Below are 16,868 nucleotides of genomic sequence, written 5' to 3' on the forward strand. Positions count from 1 at the left end.
CACGCGGGCAGGGGCCATCACCACAGTCCGGAGTTCGGTCCCGGCCGCAGCTGCGCCGGGAGCCCGTCCGGTGTACCCGAAAGGGCGTATCCGTTCAGGTGTCGCGCGTGGCGGCCATCCCCAGGGTGATCAGCCCGAGCACCACCCAGCCGAACCAGAGCCAGCCGTTGCTCCCCAGCGCCACTGTGTAGGCGGTGACCGCCACCAGGGCCCCGACGGTGAGCATCCCCATCGTCTTCGTGGAACCGGACATGCGCGCACCCTCCTTGTCGGCCGCGCGGCCGTGGACCCCATCGTCACCCGGAAGGTGCGTCCACCGCTACTGTCCGCGCGCCTGCAACGAGGCGAGGTAGGCGTTGTACGCCTTCAGCTCCTGGTCGCCGTCCCGGTCGGCGGCGCGGTCCGCGCGCCTCGCCGTCCGCTGTTCGGACCGGTACCACTGGAAGACCAGCGCGATCAGCACCAGCACCGAAGGGATCTCACTGAACGCCCAGGCGATGCCGCCCGCCCAGTTCTGGTCGCTCAGCGCGTCGATGCCGAGCGAGGCCGGCGGATGCTTGTACGTCTCCACCATCGGCGAGGTCGCCATCATCAGCGCGATGCCGAAGAACGCGTGGAACGGCATTCCCGCGAACAGCTCCAGCATCCGTATCACATAGCCGGGCCGGTGCGGCCCCGGGTCGACGCCCATGATCGGCCAGAAGAAGACCAGGCCGACCGCGAGGAAGTGCACCATCATCGCGAGGTGCCCGGTCTTCGAACCCATCAGGAAGTCGAACAGCGGGGTGAAGTAGAGCGCGTACAGGCTGGCGATGAAGAGCGGGATGGTGAACACCGGATGCGTGATGATCTTCATGTACGGGCTGTGCAGCAGCATGAGCAGCAGCTCGCGCGGGCCCTTCCGGCCGCGGCCCGCGACGGGCAGCGCACGCAGCGCCAGTGTCACCGGGGCGCCCAGCAGCAACAGGATCGGCGACAGCATGCTGATCACCATGTGCTGCACCATGTGCACGCTGAACATGACCATGCCGTAGTCGTTGAGCCTGGTGCACATGACCAGGGCGATGGTCAGCACGCCGATGACGAAGAAGACCATCCGGCCGACCGGCCAGCTGTCGCCGCGTCTGCGCAGCCGCAGCACGCCGTACCCGTACAGGCCGAGCGCCAGGACGCAGCCGATCAGGAAGAACGGGTCCGCGGAGAATGGGAGCCCACGTCCCAGCGTGAACGGCGGCAGATCCATGTTCATGCCGTGCCCGCTGTGATCCATCTGTTCACTCCCGCTGGGGACGTCCCCGTTTCGTGCCGGTTGTCCCGACCAGAGTAGAACTGCCCCCGGCCGCAGCTGCGGCCGGGGGCAGTCGTCAGGATCCGGTGTTGCTCAGAGCACGCACTCGGCCTCGGCGTACCGCTCGGCCGGCACCGTCTTCAGCGTCTCCACGGCCTGGGCCAGCGGCACCATCGTGATGTCCGTGCCGCGCAGCGCCGTCATCATGCCGAACTCGCCGCGGTGCGCCGCCTCGACCGCGTGCCAGCCGAAGCGGGTCGCCAGGACCCTGTCGTACGCGGTCGGGGTGCCGCCGCGCTGCACATGGCCGAGTATCACCGGGCGGGCCTCCTTGCCGAGGCGCTGCTCCAGCTCGATGGAGAGCTGGGTGGCCACCCCTGCGAACCGCTCGTGGCCGTAGATGTCCTTGGTGCCCTGCTCGAACTCCATGGAGCCGGCGCGCGGCTTGGCGCCCTCGGCGACCACGACGATCGCGAACTTCTTGCCCGCCGAGAAACGCTTGCCGACCAGCTCGGTCAGCTCGTCCATGTCGAAGGGGCGCTCCGGCACGACGATGGCGTGCGCACCGGCCGCCATGCCCGAGTGCAGGGCGATCCAGCCGGTGTGGCGGCCCATGACCTCCACGATCAGCACCCGCTGGTGCGATTCGGCGGTGGTCTTCAGCCGGTCGAGGGCCTCGGTGGCGACACCCACCGCGGTGTCGAAGCCGAAGGTCACATCGGTCGACGCGATGTCGTTGTCGATGGTCTTCGGTACGCCGACGATCGGCAGCCCCGCCTCGGAGAGCAGATTGGCCGCCTTCAGCGTGCCCTCGCCACCGATCGGGATGATCGCGTCGAGACCGAGATCGGCGACATGGCCCTTGGCCTGTTCGACGCCGCCCCGCAGATGCGCGGGCTGGACCCGGGAGGAGCCGAGGATCGTACCGCCGCGGGCGAGAATGCCACCGACCGCGTCGAGGTCGAGCTTGCGGTAGTCGCACTCGAGGAGGCCCTTCCACCCGTCGTGGAAGCCGATGACCTCGTCGCCGTGGTCGACCACCGCGCGGTGCACGACGGAACGGATGACGGCATTGAGGCCGGGGCAGTCGCCGCCGGAGGTGAGCACACCAATTCGCATTGCCCGGGAAACCTTTGCAACGTGGGCCGACGACCGGACCACGTCGTCCGGTTGGATCCCCGCCACCCTACCGGCGCAGGGTGGCGGGACCGAACCAGGCGTCCGCCTGCTGGACTCCGCTCAGTTGAGCGAATGGTCCGTCATGCGGGCTGGGTCGCCGAGGCGATGCGCTCGGCGCGCAGCGCCTCGTACCAACGGTCGTCCGTCGGCGGCAGCGCGTTGACGTCGAGGGCCAGCTTCAGCAGCAGGTCCGCGATCATCGGGTTACGGGCCATCACGGGCCCGTGCATGTACGTACCGAAGACCGTGTCGTTGTACGCGCCCTCGGTGCCGTCACCCGTGCCGTTGCCCCGGCCGAACTGCACCCGGGCGAACGGCCGGGCCGTCGGGCCCAGATGGGTGATGCCCTGGTGGTTCTCGAAACCGGTCAGCGGCGGCAGGCCCAGCTGCGGGTCGATGTCGGCCAGTACGTCACCGACGCACCGGGCCCCCTCGCCGCGGGTGGAGACCACGTCGAGCAGCCCCAGACCGGGCTCGCGCTCACCGAGGTCGTTGATGAACTCGTGGCCGAGGATCTGGTAGCCGGCGCAGACCGAGAAGATGATCGCGCCGTTGGACGCGGCCCGGCTGAGACCGCCGTCGCGGCGCAGCCGCTCCGCGGCGAGCCGCTGCGGCCGGTCCTCACCGCCCCCGATCAGATAGATGTCGCCGGACGTCGGGATCGGCTGGTCGCTGCGCACATCGACGCGCTGCACGTCGAGACCGCGCTGCCGGGCCCGGCGTTCCACGACCAGCGCGTTGCCCTGGTCGCCGTAGGTGCTCAGCAGGTCGGGGTAGACCCAGACCAGACGCAGACCGTTGTTGCTCATGCTTCGTCCTCTCCGGAGGTGGCCGGGGCCGGGATCAGTTGCCGACACGGCGGCGCAGGTCCTGGAAGGCGGTGTAGTTGGCGATGACCTCGATACGGCCGGGCGGGGCCTGCTGCACGGCCTCGTCGAGGTTCTCGCAGACCCGGAAGTCGAGGCCGGCCACTTCGAGGCGGACCGCGAGGTCCAGCTTGCGGTCACCGAGCACGAAGATCGGGTGGCCGGCGAGCTGGGTGTAGTCGACGTCCCACAGCCACGAGGTGTCCGTGCCGTCCGCGCCACGGGCGTTGACGGAGAGGATCACCGGCGTGGGCGGCGGGTCGATGAGGGAAAACGTTTCGAGCCAGCCCGCCGGGTTCTTCGCCAGCAGGAGCCGCAGCTCACGGCCGAGGAAGGTGACCACGTCGTAGCGGCCAGCGACGGCCTGCACCTGATACATGCGCTCCAGCGCGACCTGCGGAGGCACCCCGAAGACGGCGGCGACTGCGGCCGAGCTGGTGGCGTTCGCCTTGTTCGCGCGGCCGGGCAGCTGCAGGTGGATCGGCCATGCCGAACCGTGCGGGTCCAGGACGTAGTCGCCGTGCAGCACCCAGCTCGGCGCGGGGCGGCGGAAACCGCACTCGCCGCAGAACCAGTCGTCGCCGGGGCGCTGCATCACACCGCCGCAGGACGGGCAGGACCAGGCGTCGTCCTTCCACGCCTGACCGGCCGCGACCCACACCACGTTGGGGGAGGAGGACGCCGCCCAGACAATCAGCGGGTCGTCGGCGTTGGCGACGATCACGGCCTTCGAGCCGGACAGTCCCTCACGCCACTTCTCGGCCAGCATCCGGGTCTCCGCGGCGCGGTCCAGCTGGTCGCGCGAGAGGTTGAGCAGCGCGATCACCTTGGGGGTCGTGTCCCGTGCGACACCGGCGAGGTACTTCTCGTCGACCTCGATCACGCCGTACTTCGCGTCCGAGCCACCGGCCAGGGCGGAGGTGATGCCCGCGGGCATGTTGGCGCCGAGCGCGTTCGACACAACCGGGCCCGCGGCCCGCAGCGCCTCGGCGATCAGCCGGGTCGTCGTCGTCTTGCCGTTCGTCGCCGACACGAGGATCACGTCCAGGTGCTGCGCCAGTCGCCCCAGCAGGTCGGGGTCGAGCTTGAGCGCCACCCGGCCGCCGATCACCGATCCGCTGCCGCGCCCCGCAGCGCGCGACACCGCCGCAGCGGCCTTGCCCGCCGTCACCGCCAGCTTGGCGCGCGGCGACAACGGCTCCGTGTTGCCTGCCATCGTCCTAGATCCTCCTTGCATCGGTCCGCGCCCAGCCTATCGATGTCCGGCACGGCGACCGCACCGCGGCACCGCCAGGAACGTGGAGGTCACGTGGAACGTACTCTTACGGCCATGCGAAACCGCCCGATCCCCGGCAGTTCCGGACTCGTCCGTGCCATGACCCTGCTCGGCGACCCGGTGCTCCACGGTGCCTGCGAGGAGGTCACCGACTTCGGGCCCTCGCTCGCCCGGCTGGTCGAGGACATGTTCGCCACGATGTACGCGGCGCAGGGGGTCGGGCTCGCCGCCAACCAGATCGGCGTCCCGCTGCGGGTGTTCGTCTACGACTGTCCGGACGACGAAGACGTCCGTCACCTCGGGCATCTCGTCAACCCGAAACTTGTCGAGGTGGACGGCATCACCGTACGCGGACCGGAGGGCTGTCTCTCGCTGCCCGGCCTGGAGGCCGCCACCCCGCGGTTCGACCATGCGGTGGTCGAGGGCGTGAACGTCGAGGGGGAGCCGGTACGGGTCGACGGCACCGGCTGGTTCGCCCGCTGTCTGCAGCACGAATGCGACCACCTCGAAGGCTCCGTCTACACGGACCGGCTGACCGGGCTGCGCCGGGCGAGGGTGCTGCGCGCGGCCCGCCGGGCGCCGTGGGGGCGTACCGACTGACCGCGACCGAGCGCCTGACAGAATCCCGGCCGGCGGACGTCAGAATCCGGGACCGCCCGGCCGGTCGCCCACGGCGGCCAGCCTGCCCCACAGCAGATCGGCCAGGCTGCGCACCAACTGGGCGCGTGAGCAAGGGCGTTCACTCAGCCACCAGTCGCCTGCGGCGTGCATCATGCCGACGATGCCGTGGCCCCAGATGCGGGCCATCTCCTGGCTGTCCGGCCCCAGGTCCACCCGCTCGGCGATCACCAGGGCAAGCTCCTCGCCCAGCCGGCGCAGCAGTGGGGCGGAGTGCCGCCCGACGTCGAAGCCCTGCTCGGGGGAGGGCGCCGCGTCGTCGGACGGGTGCATCAGGAAGCGGTAGACCTGCGGGCGGGCCTCGATTGCCGCGAGATACGTGTCGAGCGTCGCCTCGACCCGCTGGCGGCGTTCGGCGGGGGCGTCGAGCGCCGCCCGCAGTGCGCTCAGCAAGGCGTCGGTGTGGCGTTTGGCGAGCGCGCGGTAGAGGCCGCCCTTGTCGCCGAAGTGCCGGTACAGGATGGGTTTGGTGATCCCGGCCTCGGCCGCGATGGCGTTCATCGACGCCTTGGGCCCGTCCCTGAGCACCACGCGGTCTGCGGCCTCCAGCAGCTCCCTGCGGCGCTGCTCGGCCGCGGTCCGCTGTCGCTCGGCCTGTCGTGTGGTCTCCATGTCGCCTCTCCCCACCCCTGGCCGTGCATCTGGCCATGCGAGTCCGTTACGCCTGCGCAACGTAACACCCTGCCCAGCGGTGGTGCCGAACGGAGCCTGACCGGTTGACACAGGCTACTAGTCGGTAACAGACTGCCGTTACCGCAAGTAACGACTTGTTTTTACGGTAGTGCATGGAGGGGAACATGGCCGAGTTCACGCTCGAGCTCAACGACGACCAGAAGCAGGTCCGTGACTGGCTTCACGGTTTTGCCGCGGATGTGATCCGCCCGGCCGCTGCGGAGTGGGACGAGCGTGAGGAGACGCCCTGGCCCGTCATCCAGGAGGCGGCCAAGGTCGGCATCTACTCCCTCGACTTCTACGCCCAGCAGTTCTTCGACCCGACGGGGCTCGGCATCCCGATGGCGATGGAGGAGCTGTTCTGGGGCGACGCGGGCATCGCCCTGTCGATCGTCGGTACGGGCTTGGCGGCCGTCGGCGTCCTCGCCAACGGCACCGAGGAACAGATCGGCACCTGGATCCCGCAGATGTACGGCGACGCGAACGATGTGAAGGTCGCCGCCTTCTGTTCGTCCGAGCCGGACGCGGGCTCGGACGTCGGCTCCATGCGGACCCGCGCGGTGTACGACCAGGCCAAGGACGAGTGGGTGCTGAACGGCACCAAGACCTGGGCGACCAACGGCGGCATCGCCAATGTCCATGTCGTCGTCGCCGTGGTCGACGCGGAGCTCGGTTCCAAGGGCCACGCCTCCTTCATCGTGCCGCCGGACACCCCCGGCCTCTCGCAGGGCCAGAAGTTCAAGAAGCACGGCATCCGGGCCTCGCACACGGCGGAGGTCGTTCTGGAGGACGTCCGGGTCCCCGGGCACTGCCTGCTCGGCGGCAAGGAGAAGCTGGACCAGCGCCTGGCGCGGGCCCGTGAGCGCGCGCAGTCCGGCGGCGAGCGTGTGAAGAACGCGGCGATGGCCACGTTCGAGGCGTCCCGCCCGGCGGTCGGCGCGATGGCGGTCGGCACCGCCCGGGCGGCGTACGAGGTCGCGCTCGACTACGCCAAGACCCGTACCCAGTTCGGCCGGCCGATCATCGACAACCAGGGCATCGCGTTCCAGCTCGCGGACATGCGTACGCAGATCGACGCGGCCCGGCTGCTGGTCTGGCGCGCCTCCTGGATGGCGACCACGGGCAAGCCGTTCGAGTCCGCCGAGGGCTCGATGTCCAAGCTGTACGCGAGTGAGACGGCGAAGAAGGTCACCGCGCAGGCGATCCAGATCCTCGGTGGCAACGGCTTCACCCGCGAGTACCCGGTGGAGCGGATGCACCGGGACGCGGCGATCTACACCATTTTCGAGGGCACGAGCGAGATCCAGCGCCTGGTGATCGCGCGCACGCTGTCGGGCATGCCGATTCGCTAGCCGGTGCCGCGTGGGTGGGGTGCGGGGGCGCCGGGATGGTTGCGGTGCCTCCGCCCCCGCTCTGTCCTCGATCACCCGGCGGGCTCGATGCTGCGCCGACGGAGTCGAGATCGTGCCGGGCGGGCCGGCCCTCGGCCCGCCCGGCACCATGCTGCCCGTCAGGCGGGGAGCAGGGCCTCGATCGCCGTCACGAGCTCCGGGGCCTCCGGCTCCGTGCGGGGGCGGATGCGGGCCACCGGCTCGCCGGCCGGGGAGATCAGGAACTTCTCGAAGTTCCACTGGATGTCGCCCGCTTCGCCGTCCGCGTCCGCGAGCTGCGTCAGTTCCGCGTACAGCGGGTGCCGCCCGTCACCGTTAACGTCGACCTTCGCCAGCAGCGGGAAGCTGATCCCGTACGTCGTCGAGCAGAACGTCTGGATCTCCTCCGCGCTCCCCGGCTCCTGGCCCGCGAACTGGTTGCACGGCACACCGAGCACGGTGAAGCCGCGGTCCCCGTACGTCTTCTGAAGCCGCTCCAGGCCTGCGTACTGCGGGGTGAGCCCGCACCGGGAGGCCACGTTCACCAGCAGGACCGCCTGGCCGCGGTACGCGCCAAGGGTGGTCGGCTCGCCGGTCAGTGTGTGGAGGGGAATGTCGTACAGCGTCATGAGGGTCTCCTTGTAAGTGTCTTACTCAGTGCAAGCGGCTTGCCCGGTCATTGTTATGCCCACCGCCTCATCGGCACGAAGTCGATTGCCCGGTTGTCCCGATCGCCTTGTAGTAGATCGTGGTCGGCTTCAGGGCCCCGGCCGGGTCGCGGGCGTAGTCCGGAATGGATCCGCACTCCGTCCAGCCCGCCGAGCGGTAGAGCCGTTCGGCGGGGCTGCCGGTCTCGGTGTCCAGGACCAGCAGTGTCAGACCGGCCTGGGCGGCCGCGCCCTCGGCGACGGCGAGCAGCGCGCGTCCGAGCCCCCGGCCCCGCATCGATGGGCGCACCATCACCTTGGTGACTTCGGCGCGATGACCGGCGTTCGGCAACGAGGTCAGGTTCAGGCCGATGGTTCCCGCCACCCGCTCGCCGTCCCGGGCGATCCAGACGCGCTGGTCGCCCGCGTCGACCGCGGCGGCGCGCCCCCGCCACCAGGCGGCGGCCGCACCGCGGTCGAGCGGCGCCAGGAACCCCACCGAGGCACCGCCGTCCACGGTCTCCACCAGGAGAGCGGCCAGCTCGTCGGCGTACGTGATCAGCTCGGGTCCGGAGACGGAGACGATTTCGATGTGAGGAGTGGATGCGGCGAGGTGAGTGGCTTCGGTCATGACTCGGGTCCTTTTCACGGCAGAACGATCAGCACGGCATAGCGGACCGGGCCCGGGCCCGGGCAGTGGAAGTGCGAAGGGCCGCGCAGCCGGAACCGTAGACAGTCGCCCTCGCGCACGGTGTGCACGGTGTTCTCGACGGTGATCTCCACCGTTCCCTCCAGTACCCAGATGTGCTGTTCCAGACCGGGCACCGGCGACTGCTCGTACGCGACGCCGGCGCCCGTGTCGAGCGTCCCCTCGACGATCTCGGCACGTAGGCCGGCGTGCGGCGGCGAGACCGAGCGGCGCACGAAGCCGGACGCCTCGTCCCGCCACACCGGCTGCCGCTCGGCGCGCACCAGCTGCGGGGGCTCCGCCTCCACCTCCGTCAGCAGCCGTGACATCGTCCGCTCGTAGACCGTGCACAACCGCCCGAGCTGGGCGGCGGTCGGGCTCAGCTCGCCGCGCTCCAGGCGCGACAGCGTCGAGCGGCTGACACCGCTGTGCCGGGACAGCTCGTCCAGGGACCAGCCGCGCTCGGTGCGGAGCTCACCCAGCCGGGCTGCCAGCCGGGCATCGACGGACGTCGGCTCCACCTCTCCGGACTCTCTCACGCCAGAGATCTTATCCCTGATCTGAGAGAGCTCGTGGGTGTGATCGGCCGGAATGCCGAGGGAGGGCCGTCGTGCCACGCTGAGACGGGGGATCGCGCCGGTCCGGCCTGCTCGGCCGGCCGGATGGCTCTGCCGCCCAAGGAGGCCGACATGACCAGTGACGCCACCAAACCCAAAGCGGGAACCGCCGGACCCGCCCCATGGCATGGGCCCACATCCGGTACCACCGTTCTCGCGGCAGCCCTGATGATCTTCGGCGGAGTGATGGCGATCCTCGAGGGGATCGCGGCCATCGCCAGGGACGACCTGTTCGTCACGACGCGTCATTACGTCTTCCAGTTCAGCCTGTCGGGCTGGGGCTGGGTCCACCTCATCCTGGGCATCGTCATCGTCCTCGCCGGCTGCGCCGTGCTCACCGGAGCCCTGTGGGCGCGCTACTTCGGTGTGGTCGTCGCCGGGCTGGGCGCGATCGCCAACTTCCTGTGGCTGCCGTACTACCCCTTGTGGGCCATGACGCTGGTGGCCGTCAACATCTTCATCGTCTGGGCGCTGTGCACGGGCATGCACCGTGAAGCGGGCCAAGGCTCGACGGCCTGACCCGGACGTGCCCGGCGGGGCGACCGTTACGGCAGTCGGCCCTGTCACGGGTGAGGAATCGCGACTCGCCGCCTAGTGTGCGAGTCATGCAGGAGAGCGCAACGTCCCAGGGAGGCGCGGCGGGGCGCGAGAGCGAGATGGCCCCGGCGCTCGACCCCCGCCGCTGGCAGGCACTTGCCGTGTGCCTGGTGGCGGGCTTCATGACGCTGTTGGACGTGTCCATCGTCAACGTCGCCCTGCCGTCGATCCGTAACGACCTGCGGAGTCCGGAATCCGATCTGCAGTGGGTCCTGTCCGGCTACTCCCTCGCCTTCGGGCTCCTCCTCATCCCCGCCGGGCGGCTGGGCGACGCCCGAGGGCGCCGTGAGGTGTTCCTCGCGGGGCTGGCCGTGTTCACGCTGGCTTCGGTGGCCTGCGGAGCCGCCCCGTCCAGCTTCTGGCTGGTGGTCGCCCGGGTGGTTCAGGGCCTCGGCGGAGCCTTGATCTCGCCGCAGATCTCCGCGTTGATCCAGCAGATGTTCTCCGGCCAGGAGCGGGGCCGCGCCTTCGGCATGTTCAGCACGGTGGTCGCTGTCTCGACCGCCGTCGGCCCCCTGCTGGGCGGGCTGCTGATCCAGGCGGCGGGACGGGAGGGGGGCTGGCGTTGGGTGTTCTTCGTCAACCTGCCGCTCGGCCTCGTCTGCTTCCTGCTCGCCCGGCGCCTCCTCCCGGACACACCGGCAGCGGGCCGCGTACGGCCGAGGGACCTCGATCCCGTCGGCGTACTCCTCCTCGGTGCGGGCGTGCTGGCCCTGCTGCTGCCCTTCATCCAGGCACAGCAGTGGCCCGGCGACGGGAAGTGGCTGCTGGTGGCCGTGGCCGTGGTGCTGCTCGGCGTCTTCGCCTGCTGGGAGGCCCGGTGCGGCGGGCGTGGAACCGTGCCCGTCCTGGACATGTCGCTGTTCCGGATGCACTCCTACTGGCTGGGCTGTCTGCTGAGCCTGCTGTACTTCGCCGGATTCACCTCGATCTTCTTCATCAGCACTCTCTACCTTCAGGCAGGACTGCACTGCACCGCCCTCGAGGCCGGACTGGCCATCACACCGTTCGCTCTGGGGGCGGCGGCCGCCGCCGGACCAGGTGGCCGGATGGTAAGCCGCTACGGGCGACCGCTGGTCGCCGTGGGGCTGTCCATGGTGGTCGTCGGACTCGGCGCCACCGTGTTCGCCGTGCACTTGGTCCCGGGCAGCGGCGTCGCCTGGGCGATGGCCGCACCGCTGCTCCTGGCGGGTGTGGGCAGCGGCCTGGTCATCGCCCCGAACCTGACCCTGACCCTGTCCCAGGTGCCGGTGGTCGGCGGCGGGAGCGCCGCGGGCACGCTCCAGACCGGCCAGCGCGTCGGCTCGGCGATCGGGATCGCCGCGGTCGGCTCGGTCTTCTTCGCGCGGCTGCCCTCCGCCGGCTGGAGGACCGCGTTCGACAGCGGGCTCATCGTCTCCGCCGCCTTCGTGCTGGGCGCTCTCGTCCTGGCGGTGACCGATGTGGGGATCTCCCGGCGGAACACGAGACGTGCCCACGGCCTGTCCGGCCCCGGCCCGTCCGACTGGAAGGGAGACCACGATGAGCCCCCCCACCGGCAGTGAGCCGGACGGCAACGCGGCGTACGGACACAAGCCGTTCAAGCGGTCCAGGAGCCACTTCGCCGACCGGATCACTGCCGACGGCCGCGACGGCTGGCCGGTCGAGGCGGGCCGCTACCGGCTGGTCGTCAGCCGTGCCTGCCCCTGGGCGAGCCGGGCACTCGTCTCCCGGCGGCTCCTCGGCCTGGAGGACGCCCTGTCGCTCGCCGTGGCCGACCCGATCCAGGACGACCGCAGCTGGCGCTTCACCCTGGACGAGGGCGGCCGCGACCCGGTGCTCGGTATCGCATATCTCAGCGAGGCGTACGAAGCGCGCGAACCCGGCTACCCCGGCGGTGTCAGCGTGCCCGCGATCGTGGACGTACCCAGCGGGAAGCTCGTCACCAACGACTTCCAGCAGATCACCCTGGATTTCGCGACCGAGTGGACCGCACTGCACCGGCCCGGAGCGCCCGATCTCTACCCCGAACGGCTGCGGGACGAGATCGACGAGGTCATGGGCGGCATCTACCGTGACGTGAACAACGGCGTGTACCGGGCCGGATTCGCCAGCGGTCAGGAGGAGTACGAAGCCGCGTACCACGATGTGTTCCGCAGACTCGACCTGGTATCCGAACGCCTCAGGGACCAGCGCTACCTGGTGGGGGACACGCTCACCGAGGCCGACATCCGGCTGTTCACCACACTCGTGCGCTTCGACGCCGTCTACCACGGGCACTTCAAGTGCAACCGCTCGAAACTGACCGAGAACCCCGTGCTCTGGGCCTACGCCAGGGACCTGTTCCAGACCCGCGGATTCGGCGACACCGTCGACTTCGACCACATCAAGCAGCACTACTACCGGGTGCACACGGGCATCAACCCCACCGGCATCGTGCCCCTGGGCCCCGACCTCTCGGGCTGGCGGACGCCGCACCACCGCGAGCAGCTCGGCGGCCGCCCCTTCGGCGACGGCACCCCACCCACGTAGGGGCCACAGACCGGTCGAACAATGATCTCCACCGGTACCGGGGTCGTGCCCGGACCCCTCCTACGGCTGAAGAGGGTCGGGACACGAGTCGTCCGACTGCGTCATCGTCCATCCGTCACCGAGCACATGGACGCTCGTGTGGGCGGGGGAGCGTTGTGTATGGACGGTAGGAGCCGCAGTGGCGCCGTCTTGATTCGCGTCCCCGGGCAGCGCGGCGGACGGCATGGTCACGTGAGCCACCGTGCACACCAACTGCCGCATGGCCAGGCGGCTGAGGGGAGGGACATCTTTGGGGAGCTGGATGGAGAAGGTCTTGTCGTCGCCGATCGCCACTTTCGGTATACCCGTCAGAGGCGGCAGCTCCGTGGTGGCCGCCACGGCCTCGCTCGTGGTCGGTCCGTCGAACAGCAGGCGCACGACGGCCCCGAAGTCCCCGGCGTCGCCGATCTTGCGGAGATAAGGCGTCAGATCACCCTTGTGCAGGAAATAGAGGGGGATGACGGCCGGCACCGAGGACTTTGGACTGGGAGAGACCATGCCGCTCGCCGGTTCGCCGGCCTGGATGACGTCGGACGGGGGGACTCCGCACGCCGAGAGCGTGAGCGCGGCCGTGAGCCCGGCCAGCAGTCCCGCCACGCGTGAGCCCCTCACCGGGCACTCCCGGTGGCGTCGTCGGCGGCGGCCGCGGAGTCGCGTTGCAGGGGGAGTTCGACCGTGAACACCGCGCCACCCTCGGGCAGGTTCGCCGCACTGACGCGTCCTCCGTGCAGGTACACGTTCTCCGCCGTGATGGCCAGGCCCAGCCCGCTGCTCTCGCTTCTGGTCCGTGTGGTGCTCGCCTTGTAGAAGCGTTCGAAGATGTGCGGCATGGCTTCCTCGGCAATCCCCGGTCCGTTGTCGGTCACCTCGATGACGGCCCACGCCATGTCCGCCGGCTCCTTCCTCACGCCCATGCCCAGCCGCACCGGCGGCGCCCCGTGCCGCAGCGCGTTGCCGACCAGGTTGGCCATCACCACGTCGAGCCGGCGCGGGTCCACACGCGTCCTCAGCACGCCTGGTGGCGGCAGGTGGGTCTCCACCTGGCCCTGCCACCCCCGAGAGGCGAGGGTGTGCTGGACGAAATCGGCCAAGTCGATCTCGTCCAGGTTGAGTTCCGCCGCGCCCGCGTCGAAGCGGGAGATTTCCATCAGGTCTTGCACCAGCACGCTGAGCCGACTGGTCCCCTCACTGATGAGCTGCAACGCCTCGCCGGTCTCCTGGTCCAAGCGCAGCGCCTTCTCGTCCAGCACGTCGGTGACCGCCGACATCGCCGCCAGCGGCGTGCGCAGTTCATGGGAGACGTCCGCGACGAAGCGGCGCGCCTGGGCCTCCAGGCGCCGCAACTCCGCGACCGACTCCTCCAGTGCGGCCGCCGTGTGGTTGAAGGATCGCGAGAGGTCGGCCAGTTCGTCGGAGCCGTTGACGGCCAGCCGGACATCGAGGTGCCCCTCGGCCATCCGACGCGTCGCCCGGCGCAAGGCCCGTACGGGACGGAGGACGCCGCTCGCGGCCAGCAGCGCCAGGACGACGGCGAGGCCCAGCGCCACCAGGGTGGCGTGTTCGATGGCGCTGACCATCGCTTCGACGTAAGCCTGTTCGGTGTTCTGCGGCACCACCAGGTACATCACGAGCCCCGAGAGCTTGGACTCCGTGCCCTCGCCGGAGTTGTACGTGACCGGCAGTCCGACGACGAGATAGGGATGCCCGTCGGTGTTCACCCGCTGGAACACCGCGGCACGTGTGGTTCCCACGGACCGGCGCAGTTCAGGGCTCAGCTTGTTGGAGACGTCACCCGGCGTGTAGGCACGGAGGCTGCGGTACGTGGCCATTACCTGCCACCCTTGTGACTGGTTGGCGCGGAGCACCTGGTCCACCGCCACCTGCAAGTCCGACCGGCTCGGCGCCAGGGGAGTGTAGACAGCCACGGCGTCGACGCTGGTCCGGAACTGCCGGATGACGGCGTCCTGGCTCTGCTGCAGCACCCCCGTACGCGCCTCCCGGAAGGCGAGGGCTCCGGTGCTCAGGGCGCTGGCCACAGCCACCAGGGCGAAGGCCGCCACCAGGCGGGAGCGCAGGCCTCGCAGCGCAAGCGGTACCTGCGCCAGGACCGCCCGAAGGAACCCCGTCGGCCTGGATCCCTGCCCGGCTGCGACGGCCTCGCGTTTCCGTACGCCTTCTCGTGCCCGTACGGATCCCTGGCCACTCACTGGATACCGAAGCGGTAACCGAAGCCGCGAACGGTCTGGATGTACCGGGGATCCCCGCCCAGCTCCCCGAGCTTGCCGCGCAGTCGCTTCACACAGGCGTCCACGAGTCGTATGTCGCCGTGGTAGCTGTGCTCCCAGACCGCTTCCAGCAGCTGCTGGCGGCTGAACACCTGTCGGGGCGAGGCCGACAGGGTCAGCAGCAGCCGAAGCTCGGAGGGGGCGAGGGCGATGGGTTCACCGCGGTGTGTCACCACGAGTCCGGCCCGGTCGATGACCAGCTCACCGTGCGACTCCGCCCTGGGGCGGACAGCGTCGGAGACCGACGCGTCCTGCCTGCGCAGTACGGCCCGTATTCGCGCGTCGAGCACCCGGGCCTGCACGGGCTTGACCACGTAGTCGTCAGCGCCGGCCTCCAGCCCCACGACCACGTCGATGTCGTCCCCCTTGGCGGTCACCATGATGATCGGCACCTGGTCGCGATCCCTGATCCGCCGACATACGTCGAGGCCGGACATGCCGGGCAGCATGAGGTCGAGCACGACGACGTCCGGATGGAAGGGGCGGAGCTGTTCCAATCCCTCTTCACCCGTTCCGGCGGCGCATACGTCGTGCCCCTGATGTCGCAGCGCCAGCTGGACAGCCTTGCGGACATCTGGGTCATCTTCGACAAGTAGGACTCGTGGCACTTTGACAGTATGCACAGATCGTGTTCGGTGACTGTCCTGGAGGAGGGGCCCCTTCGGGAGCTGTTACAGAAAGATCACAACGGATGGGGATGTGCGGGCGGTTTCCGGTCGGCGTGCCGTCGGGCGGACGACCCCGTCGAACCGGCCGACCTGCCGGTAGCCCGGTCCGAAGCGGTGGGAGTCGCCGACAAACCACTCGTTACTCTTTCGTGATCATCCGAACCAATGGCGATCATCTGACATGACGAGTCTCGGCTGCCATGCATTCGGCACGAGAGCGGGAATCCGCACCGCCCACCGGCAGAGCAGTGGCCTCCCACCGCGGTGGCCGTCAGTACCGGTCCTCCCACCGCCGGGGCCGTCCGCGCCACCGGGGCGGACGCTATCTGGTCGGCATACTGGTGGCCGCCGGCCTCCTCGGCTCCGCGGCGTTCTTCCTGGACGGCGGGCGAAGCGACGCGTCGAGCAGTGCACCGCGTCCGCGGAGCACCGCGCACATCACCCCGACGCCCACGCCCACCCCGACGCCCACCCCGACGCCGACTCCCACCAGGATCGACGTCCCCTCGACGGGCACCGGCACGTTCGTCACCGCGCGTGCGAGTGGCGCGAAAGTCGGTCATGGTTCGCATCTGCTCCGCTACGTGGTGCAGGTCGAGACCGGGCTCGACATCTCGCCGGCCCAAGCGGCGAACGAGATCGCCGACATACTTGCCGCTCCCCGGGGCTGGACCCAGAACGGGGTTTCCTCGTTCCAGTTGGTGAGCGCGGGGGAGCCCTACGACCTCAAGGTGCAGATCGCGACACCGGGAACGGCGGACGCCCTGTGCTGGGCGGGCATCCACCAGGACACCCGAGGTGAGTACAACTGCGAGATTCGCAACGGCGTGGTGGTGAACCTCAAGCGCTGGGTCAAGGGCTCGCCCACGTTCAACGGTCCGATCCATGACTACCGGGCGCTGATCATCAACCACGAGATGGGGCACTTCCTGGGCCACACCCATATGACCTGCGCAGGTCCCGGCCAACTGGCCCCCGTGATGATGCAACAGATCAAGGGCCTGCACGGATGCATCGCCAACGCCTGGCCCTACGACAAGAGTGGTCACTTCGTCTCCGGGCCGCACATGCCGTGAACGGGCGGCGACCAGTCGTCTCCCCCGACGTTGCGGGGCCGGCGGGAGATGATCGCGGCTGCTGCGAGCCCCCTCATACGCTCCGTCGGCCGGCAAGCCGTGCCTGGCCCACTGACGGTGCGCACTCGGATCGGGCCGCTTTGCGGCCCGGGTCGGGGCAACACCTGGCGGGCAGCCGCAAACCGGCATTCAGCTCGGTCATAGTCCGAACCAGCGGCCATCACCCGCGGATTCCAGTCTTGGACTCAGTGACAACGCCCTGGTCGTCAAGGTCGGCTCACAGCGCGTGTCTCCGTTGCGAAGACGCGCCGGTGCTGTCGGTTCGAGCAGTGGGCGAGGCACAGGTCCATCAGGTGGCGGACCTTTCTGAGCCGCGTTGCCGTCGAGAAGGAGTTCGCTGCGATCGTCCTA

General features: G+C 69.7%; 18 protein-coding genes. 6 read left to right on the forward strand and 12 right to left on the reverse strand.

The window, feature by feature from the left end:
• Nucleotides 1-94: 94 nt before the first annotated feature.
• The 5 genes from OHA88_RS37455 to OHA88_RS37475 form a co-directional block, all read right to left on the reverse strand.
• Nucleotides 95-253: a hypothetical protein gene (locus tag OHA88_RS37455; RefSeq protein WP_037822362.1), complete on the reverse strand. Its 159-nt coding sequence runs from the start codon at nucleotides 251-253 to the stop codon at nucleotides 95-97.
• A gap of 66 nt (nucleotides 254-319) precedes the next feature.
• Complete coding sequence (locus tag OHA88_RS37460) at nucleotides 320-1,270, reverse strand: cytochrome c oxidase assembly protein (RefSeq protein WP_328628763.1); 951 nt, start codon at nucleotides 1,268-1,270, stop codon at nucleotides 320-322.
• A 111-nt stretch (nucleotides 1,271-1,381) separates the two neighbouring features.
• The gene (locus OHA88_RS37465) at nucleotides 1,382-2,407 is read right to left on the reverse strand and encodes a 6-phosphofructokinase (protein WP_030921961.1); all 1,026 of its coding nucleotides are present in this window, start codon (nucleotides 2,405-2,407) and stop codon (nucleotides 1,382-1,384) included.
• A gap of 140 nt (nucleotides 2,408-2,547) precedes the next feature.
• Complete coding sequence (locus OHA88_RS37470; RefSeq protein WP_267006400.1) at nucleotides 2,548-3,276, reverse strand: type 1 glutamine amidotransferase; 729 nt, start codon at nucleotides 3,274-3,276, stop codon at nucleotides 2,548-2,550.
• A 34-nt stretch (nucleotides 3,277-3,310) separates the two neighbouring features.
• A complete protein-coding gene (locus OHA88_RS37475) occupies nucleotides 3,311-4,549 on the reverse strand; it encodes a Mur ligase family protein (RefSeq protein ID WP_267006401.1) in 1,239 nt (412 codons plus the stop codon).
• Nucleotides 4,550-4,663: 114 nt separating this feature from the next.
• Here OHA88_RS37475 and def point away from each other — a divergent pair, with 114 nt between their 5' ends.
• Complete coding sequence (gene def, locus OHA88_RS37480) at nucleotides 4,664-5,209, forward strand: peptide deformylase (protein WP_328628764.1); 546 nt, start codon at nucleotides 4,664-4,666, stop codon at nucleotides 5,207-5,209.
• Nucleotides 5,210-5,248: 39 nt separating this feature from the next.
• Here def and OHA88_RS37485 read toward each other — a convergent pair whose 3' ends face one another.
• Nucleotides 5,249-5,899: a TetR family transcriptional regulator gene (locus OHA88_RS37485; protein ID WP_030976491.1), complete on the reverse strand. Its 651-nt coding sequence runs from the start codon at nucleotides 5,897-5,899 to the stop codon at nucleotides 5,249-5,251.
• A 185-nt stretch (nucleotides 5,900-6,084) separates the two neighbouring features.
• Between OHA88_RS37485 and OHA88_RS37490 the strand changes: the two genes are divergently transcribed.
• Nucleotides 6,085-7,311: an acyl-CoA dehydrogenase family protein gene (locus OHA88_RS37490; RefSeq protein ID WP_326602301.1), complete on the forward strand. Its 1,227-nt coding sequence runs from the start codon at nucleotides 6,085-6,087 to the stop codon at nucleotides 7,309-7,311.
• 158 nt (nucleotides 7,312-7,469) lie between these two features.
• Here OHA88_RS37490 and OHA88_RS37495 read toward each other — a convergent pair whose 3' ends face one another.
• The 3 genes from OHA88_RS37495 to OHA88_RS37505 all read right to left on the reverse strand — a co-directional run bounded on the left by OHA88_RS37495 (nucleotide 7,470) and on the right by OHA88_RS37505 (nucleotide 9,203).
• Nucleotides 7,470-7,958, reverse strand: a complete 489-nt coding sequence (locus OHA88_RS37495; protein WP_328628765.1) for a glutathione peroxidase — start codon at nucleotides 7,956-7,958, stop codon at nucleotides 7,470-7,472.
• 67 nt (nucleotides 7,959-8,025) lie between these two features.
• Nucleotides 8,026-8,607, reverse strand: coding sequence for a GNAT family N-acetyltransferase (locus OHA88_RS37500; RefSeq protein WP_328628766.1), 582 nt, complete (start codon nucleotides 8,605-8,607; stop codon nucleotides 8,026-8,028).
• A 14-nt stretch (nucleotides 8,608-8,621) separates the two neighbouring features.
• Nucleotides 8,622-9,203 carry a helix-turn-helix domain-containing protein gene (locus OHA88_RS37505; RefSeq protein ID WP_328628767.1) on the reverse strand — a complete coding sequence of 194 codons (582 nt, stop codon included), beginning with the start codon at nucleotides 9,201-9,203 and terminating at the stop codon, nucleotides 8,622-8,624.
• A 150-nt stretch (nucleotides 9,204-9,353) separates the two neighbouring features.
• On the opposite strand from OHA88_RS37505, the gene OHA88_RS37510 reads away from it, so the two are divergent.
• The 3 genes from OHA88_RS37510 to OHA88_RS37520 all read left to right on the forward strand — a co-directional run bounded on the left by OHA88_RS37510 (nucleotide 9,354) and on the right by OHA88_RS37520 (nucleotide 12,389).
• Complete coding sequence (locus tag OHA88_RS37510; protein WP_443044322.1) at nucleotides 9,354-9,800, forward strand: DUF7144 family membrane protein; 447 nt, start codon at nucleotides 9,354-9,356, stop codon at nucleotides 9,798-9,800.
• 137 nt (nucleotides 9,801-9,937) lie between these two features.
• Nucleotides 9,938-11,422, forward strand: coding sequence for an MFS transporter (locus tag OHA88_RS37515; protein ID WP_443044390.1), 1,485 nt, complete (start codon nucleotides 9,938-9,940; stop codon nucleotides 11,420-11,422).
• Nucleotides 11,400-12,389, forward strand: coding sequence for a glutathione S-transferase family protein (locus OHA88_RS37520; protein WP_328628769.1), 990 nt, complete (start codon nucleotides 11,400-11,402; stop codon nucleotides 12,387-12,389). The genes OHA88_RS37515 and OHA88_RS37520 overlap by 23 nt, the downstream gene beginning before the upstream one ends.
• A gap of 60 nt (nucleotides 12,390-12,449) precedes the next feature.
• Here OHA88_RS37520 and OHA88_RS37525 read toward each other — a convergent pair whose 3' ends face one another.
• The 3 genes from OHA88_RS37525 to OHA88_RS37535 all read right to left on the reverse strand — a co-directional run bounded on the left by OHA88_RS37525 (nucleotide 12,450) and on the right by OHA88_RS37535 (nucleotide 15,321).
• Complete coding sequence (locus OHA88_RS37525) at nucleotides 12,450-13,040, reverse strand: hypothetical protein (protein WP_328628770.1); 591 nt, start codon at nucleotides 13,038-13,040, stop codon at nucleotides 12,450-12,452.
• Nucleotides 13,037-14,488: a sensor histidine kinase gene (locus OHA88_RS37530; RefSeq protein ID WP_328628771.1), complete on the reverse strand. Its 1,452-nt coding sequence runs from the start codon at nucleotides 14,486-14,488 to the stop codon at nucleotides 13,037-13,039. Before OHA88_RS37530 ends, OHA88_RS37525 begins: the two co-directional genes overlap by 4 nt.
• Before the next feature lie 143 nt (nucleotides 14,489-14,631).
• Nucleotides 14,632-15,321, reverse strand: a complete 690-nt coding sequence (locus OHA88_RS37535; RefSeq protein ID WP_267006410.1) for a response regulator transcription factor — start codon at nucleotides 15,319-15,321, stop codon at nucleotides 14,632-14,634.
• Between the two features lie 260 nt (nucleotides 15,322-15,581).
• Here OHA88_RS37535 and OHA88_RS37540 point away from each other — a divergent pair, with 260 nt between their 5' ends.
• Nucleotides 15,582-16,457: a DUF3152 domain-containing protein gene (locus tag OHA88_RS37540; RefSeq protein ID WP_328628772.1), complete on the forward strand. Its 876-nt coding sequence runs from the start codon at nucleotides 15,582-15,584 to the stop codon at nucleotides 16,455-16,457.
• Nucleotides 16,458-16,868: the final 411 nt, after the last annotated feature.

This window comes from Streptomyces sp. NBC_00353 (assembly GCF_036108815.1).
In the GTDB taxonomy this organism is placed as follows: domain Bacteria; phylum Actinomycetota; class Actinomycetes; order Streptomycetales; family Streptomycetaceae; genus Streptomyces.

Coding starts and splice junctions, on each gene's coding strand:
- OHA88_RS37455 (WP_037822362.1), bottom strand. CDS start 253: ATGTCCGGTTCCACGAAGACGATGGGGATGCTCACCGTCGGGGCCCTG.
- OHA88_RS37460 (WP_328628763.1), bottom strand. CDS start 1,270: ATGGATCACAGCGGGCACGGCATGAACATGGATCTGCCGCCGTTCACG.
- OHA88_RS37465 (WP_030921961.1), bottom strand. CDS start 2,407: ATGCGAATTGGTGTGCTCACCTCCGGCGGCGACTGCCCCGGCCTCAAT.
- OHA88_RS37470 (WP_267006400.1), bottom strand. CDS start 3,276: ATGAGCAACAACGGTCTGCGTCTGGTCTGGGTCTACCCCGACCTGCTG.
- OHA88_RS37475 (WP_267006401.1), bottom strand. CDS start 4,549: ATGGCAGGCAACACGGAGCCGTTGTCGCCGCGCGCCAAGCTGGCGGTG.
- def (WP_328628764.1), top strand. CDS start 4,664: ATGCGAAACCGCCCGATCCCCGGCAGTTCCGGACTCGTCCGTGCCATG.
- OHA88_RS37485 (WP_030976491.1), bottom strand. CDS start 5,899: ATGGAGACCACACGACAGGCCGAGCGACAGCGGACCGCGGCCGAGCAG.
- OHA88_RS37490 (WP_326602301.1), top strand. CDS start 6,085: ATGGCCGAGTTCACGCTCGAGCTCAACGACGACCAGAAGCAGGTCCGT.
- OHA88_RS37495 (WP_328628765.1), bottom strand. CDS start 7,958: ATGACGCTGTACGACATTCCCCTCCACACACTGACCGGCGAGCCGACC.
- OHA88_RS37500 (WP_328628766.1), bottom strand. CDS start 8,607: ATGACCGAAGCCACTCACCTCGCCGCATCCACTCCTCACATCGAAATC.
- OHA88_RS37510 (WP_443044322.1), top strand. CDS start 9,354: ATGACCAGTGACGCCACCAAACCCAAAGCGGGAACCGCCGGACCCGCC.
- OHA88_RS37515 (WP_443044390.1), top strand. CDS start 9,938: ATGGCCCCGGCGCTCGACCCCCGCCGCTGGCAGGCACTTGCCGTGTGC.
- OHA88_RS37520 (WP_328628769.1), top strand. CDS start 11,400: ATGAGCCCCCCCACCGGCAGTGAGCCGGACGGCAACGCGGCGTACGGA.
- OHA88_RS37540 (WP_328628772.1), top strand. CDS start 15,582: ATGCATTCGGCACGAGAGCGGGAATCCGCACCGCCCACCGGCAGAGCA.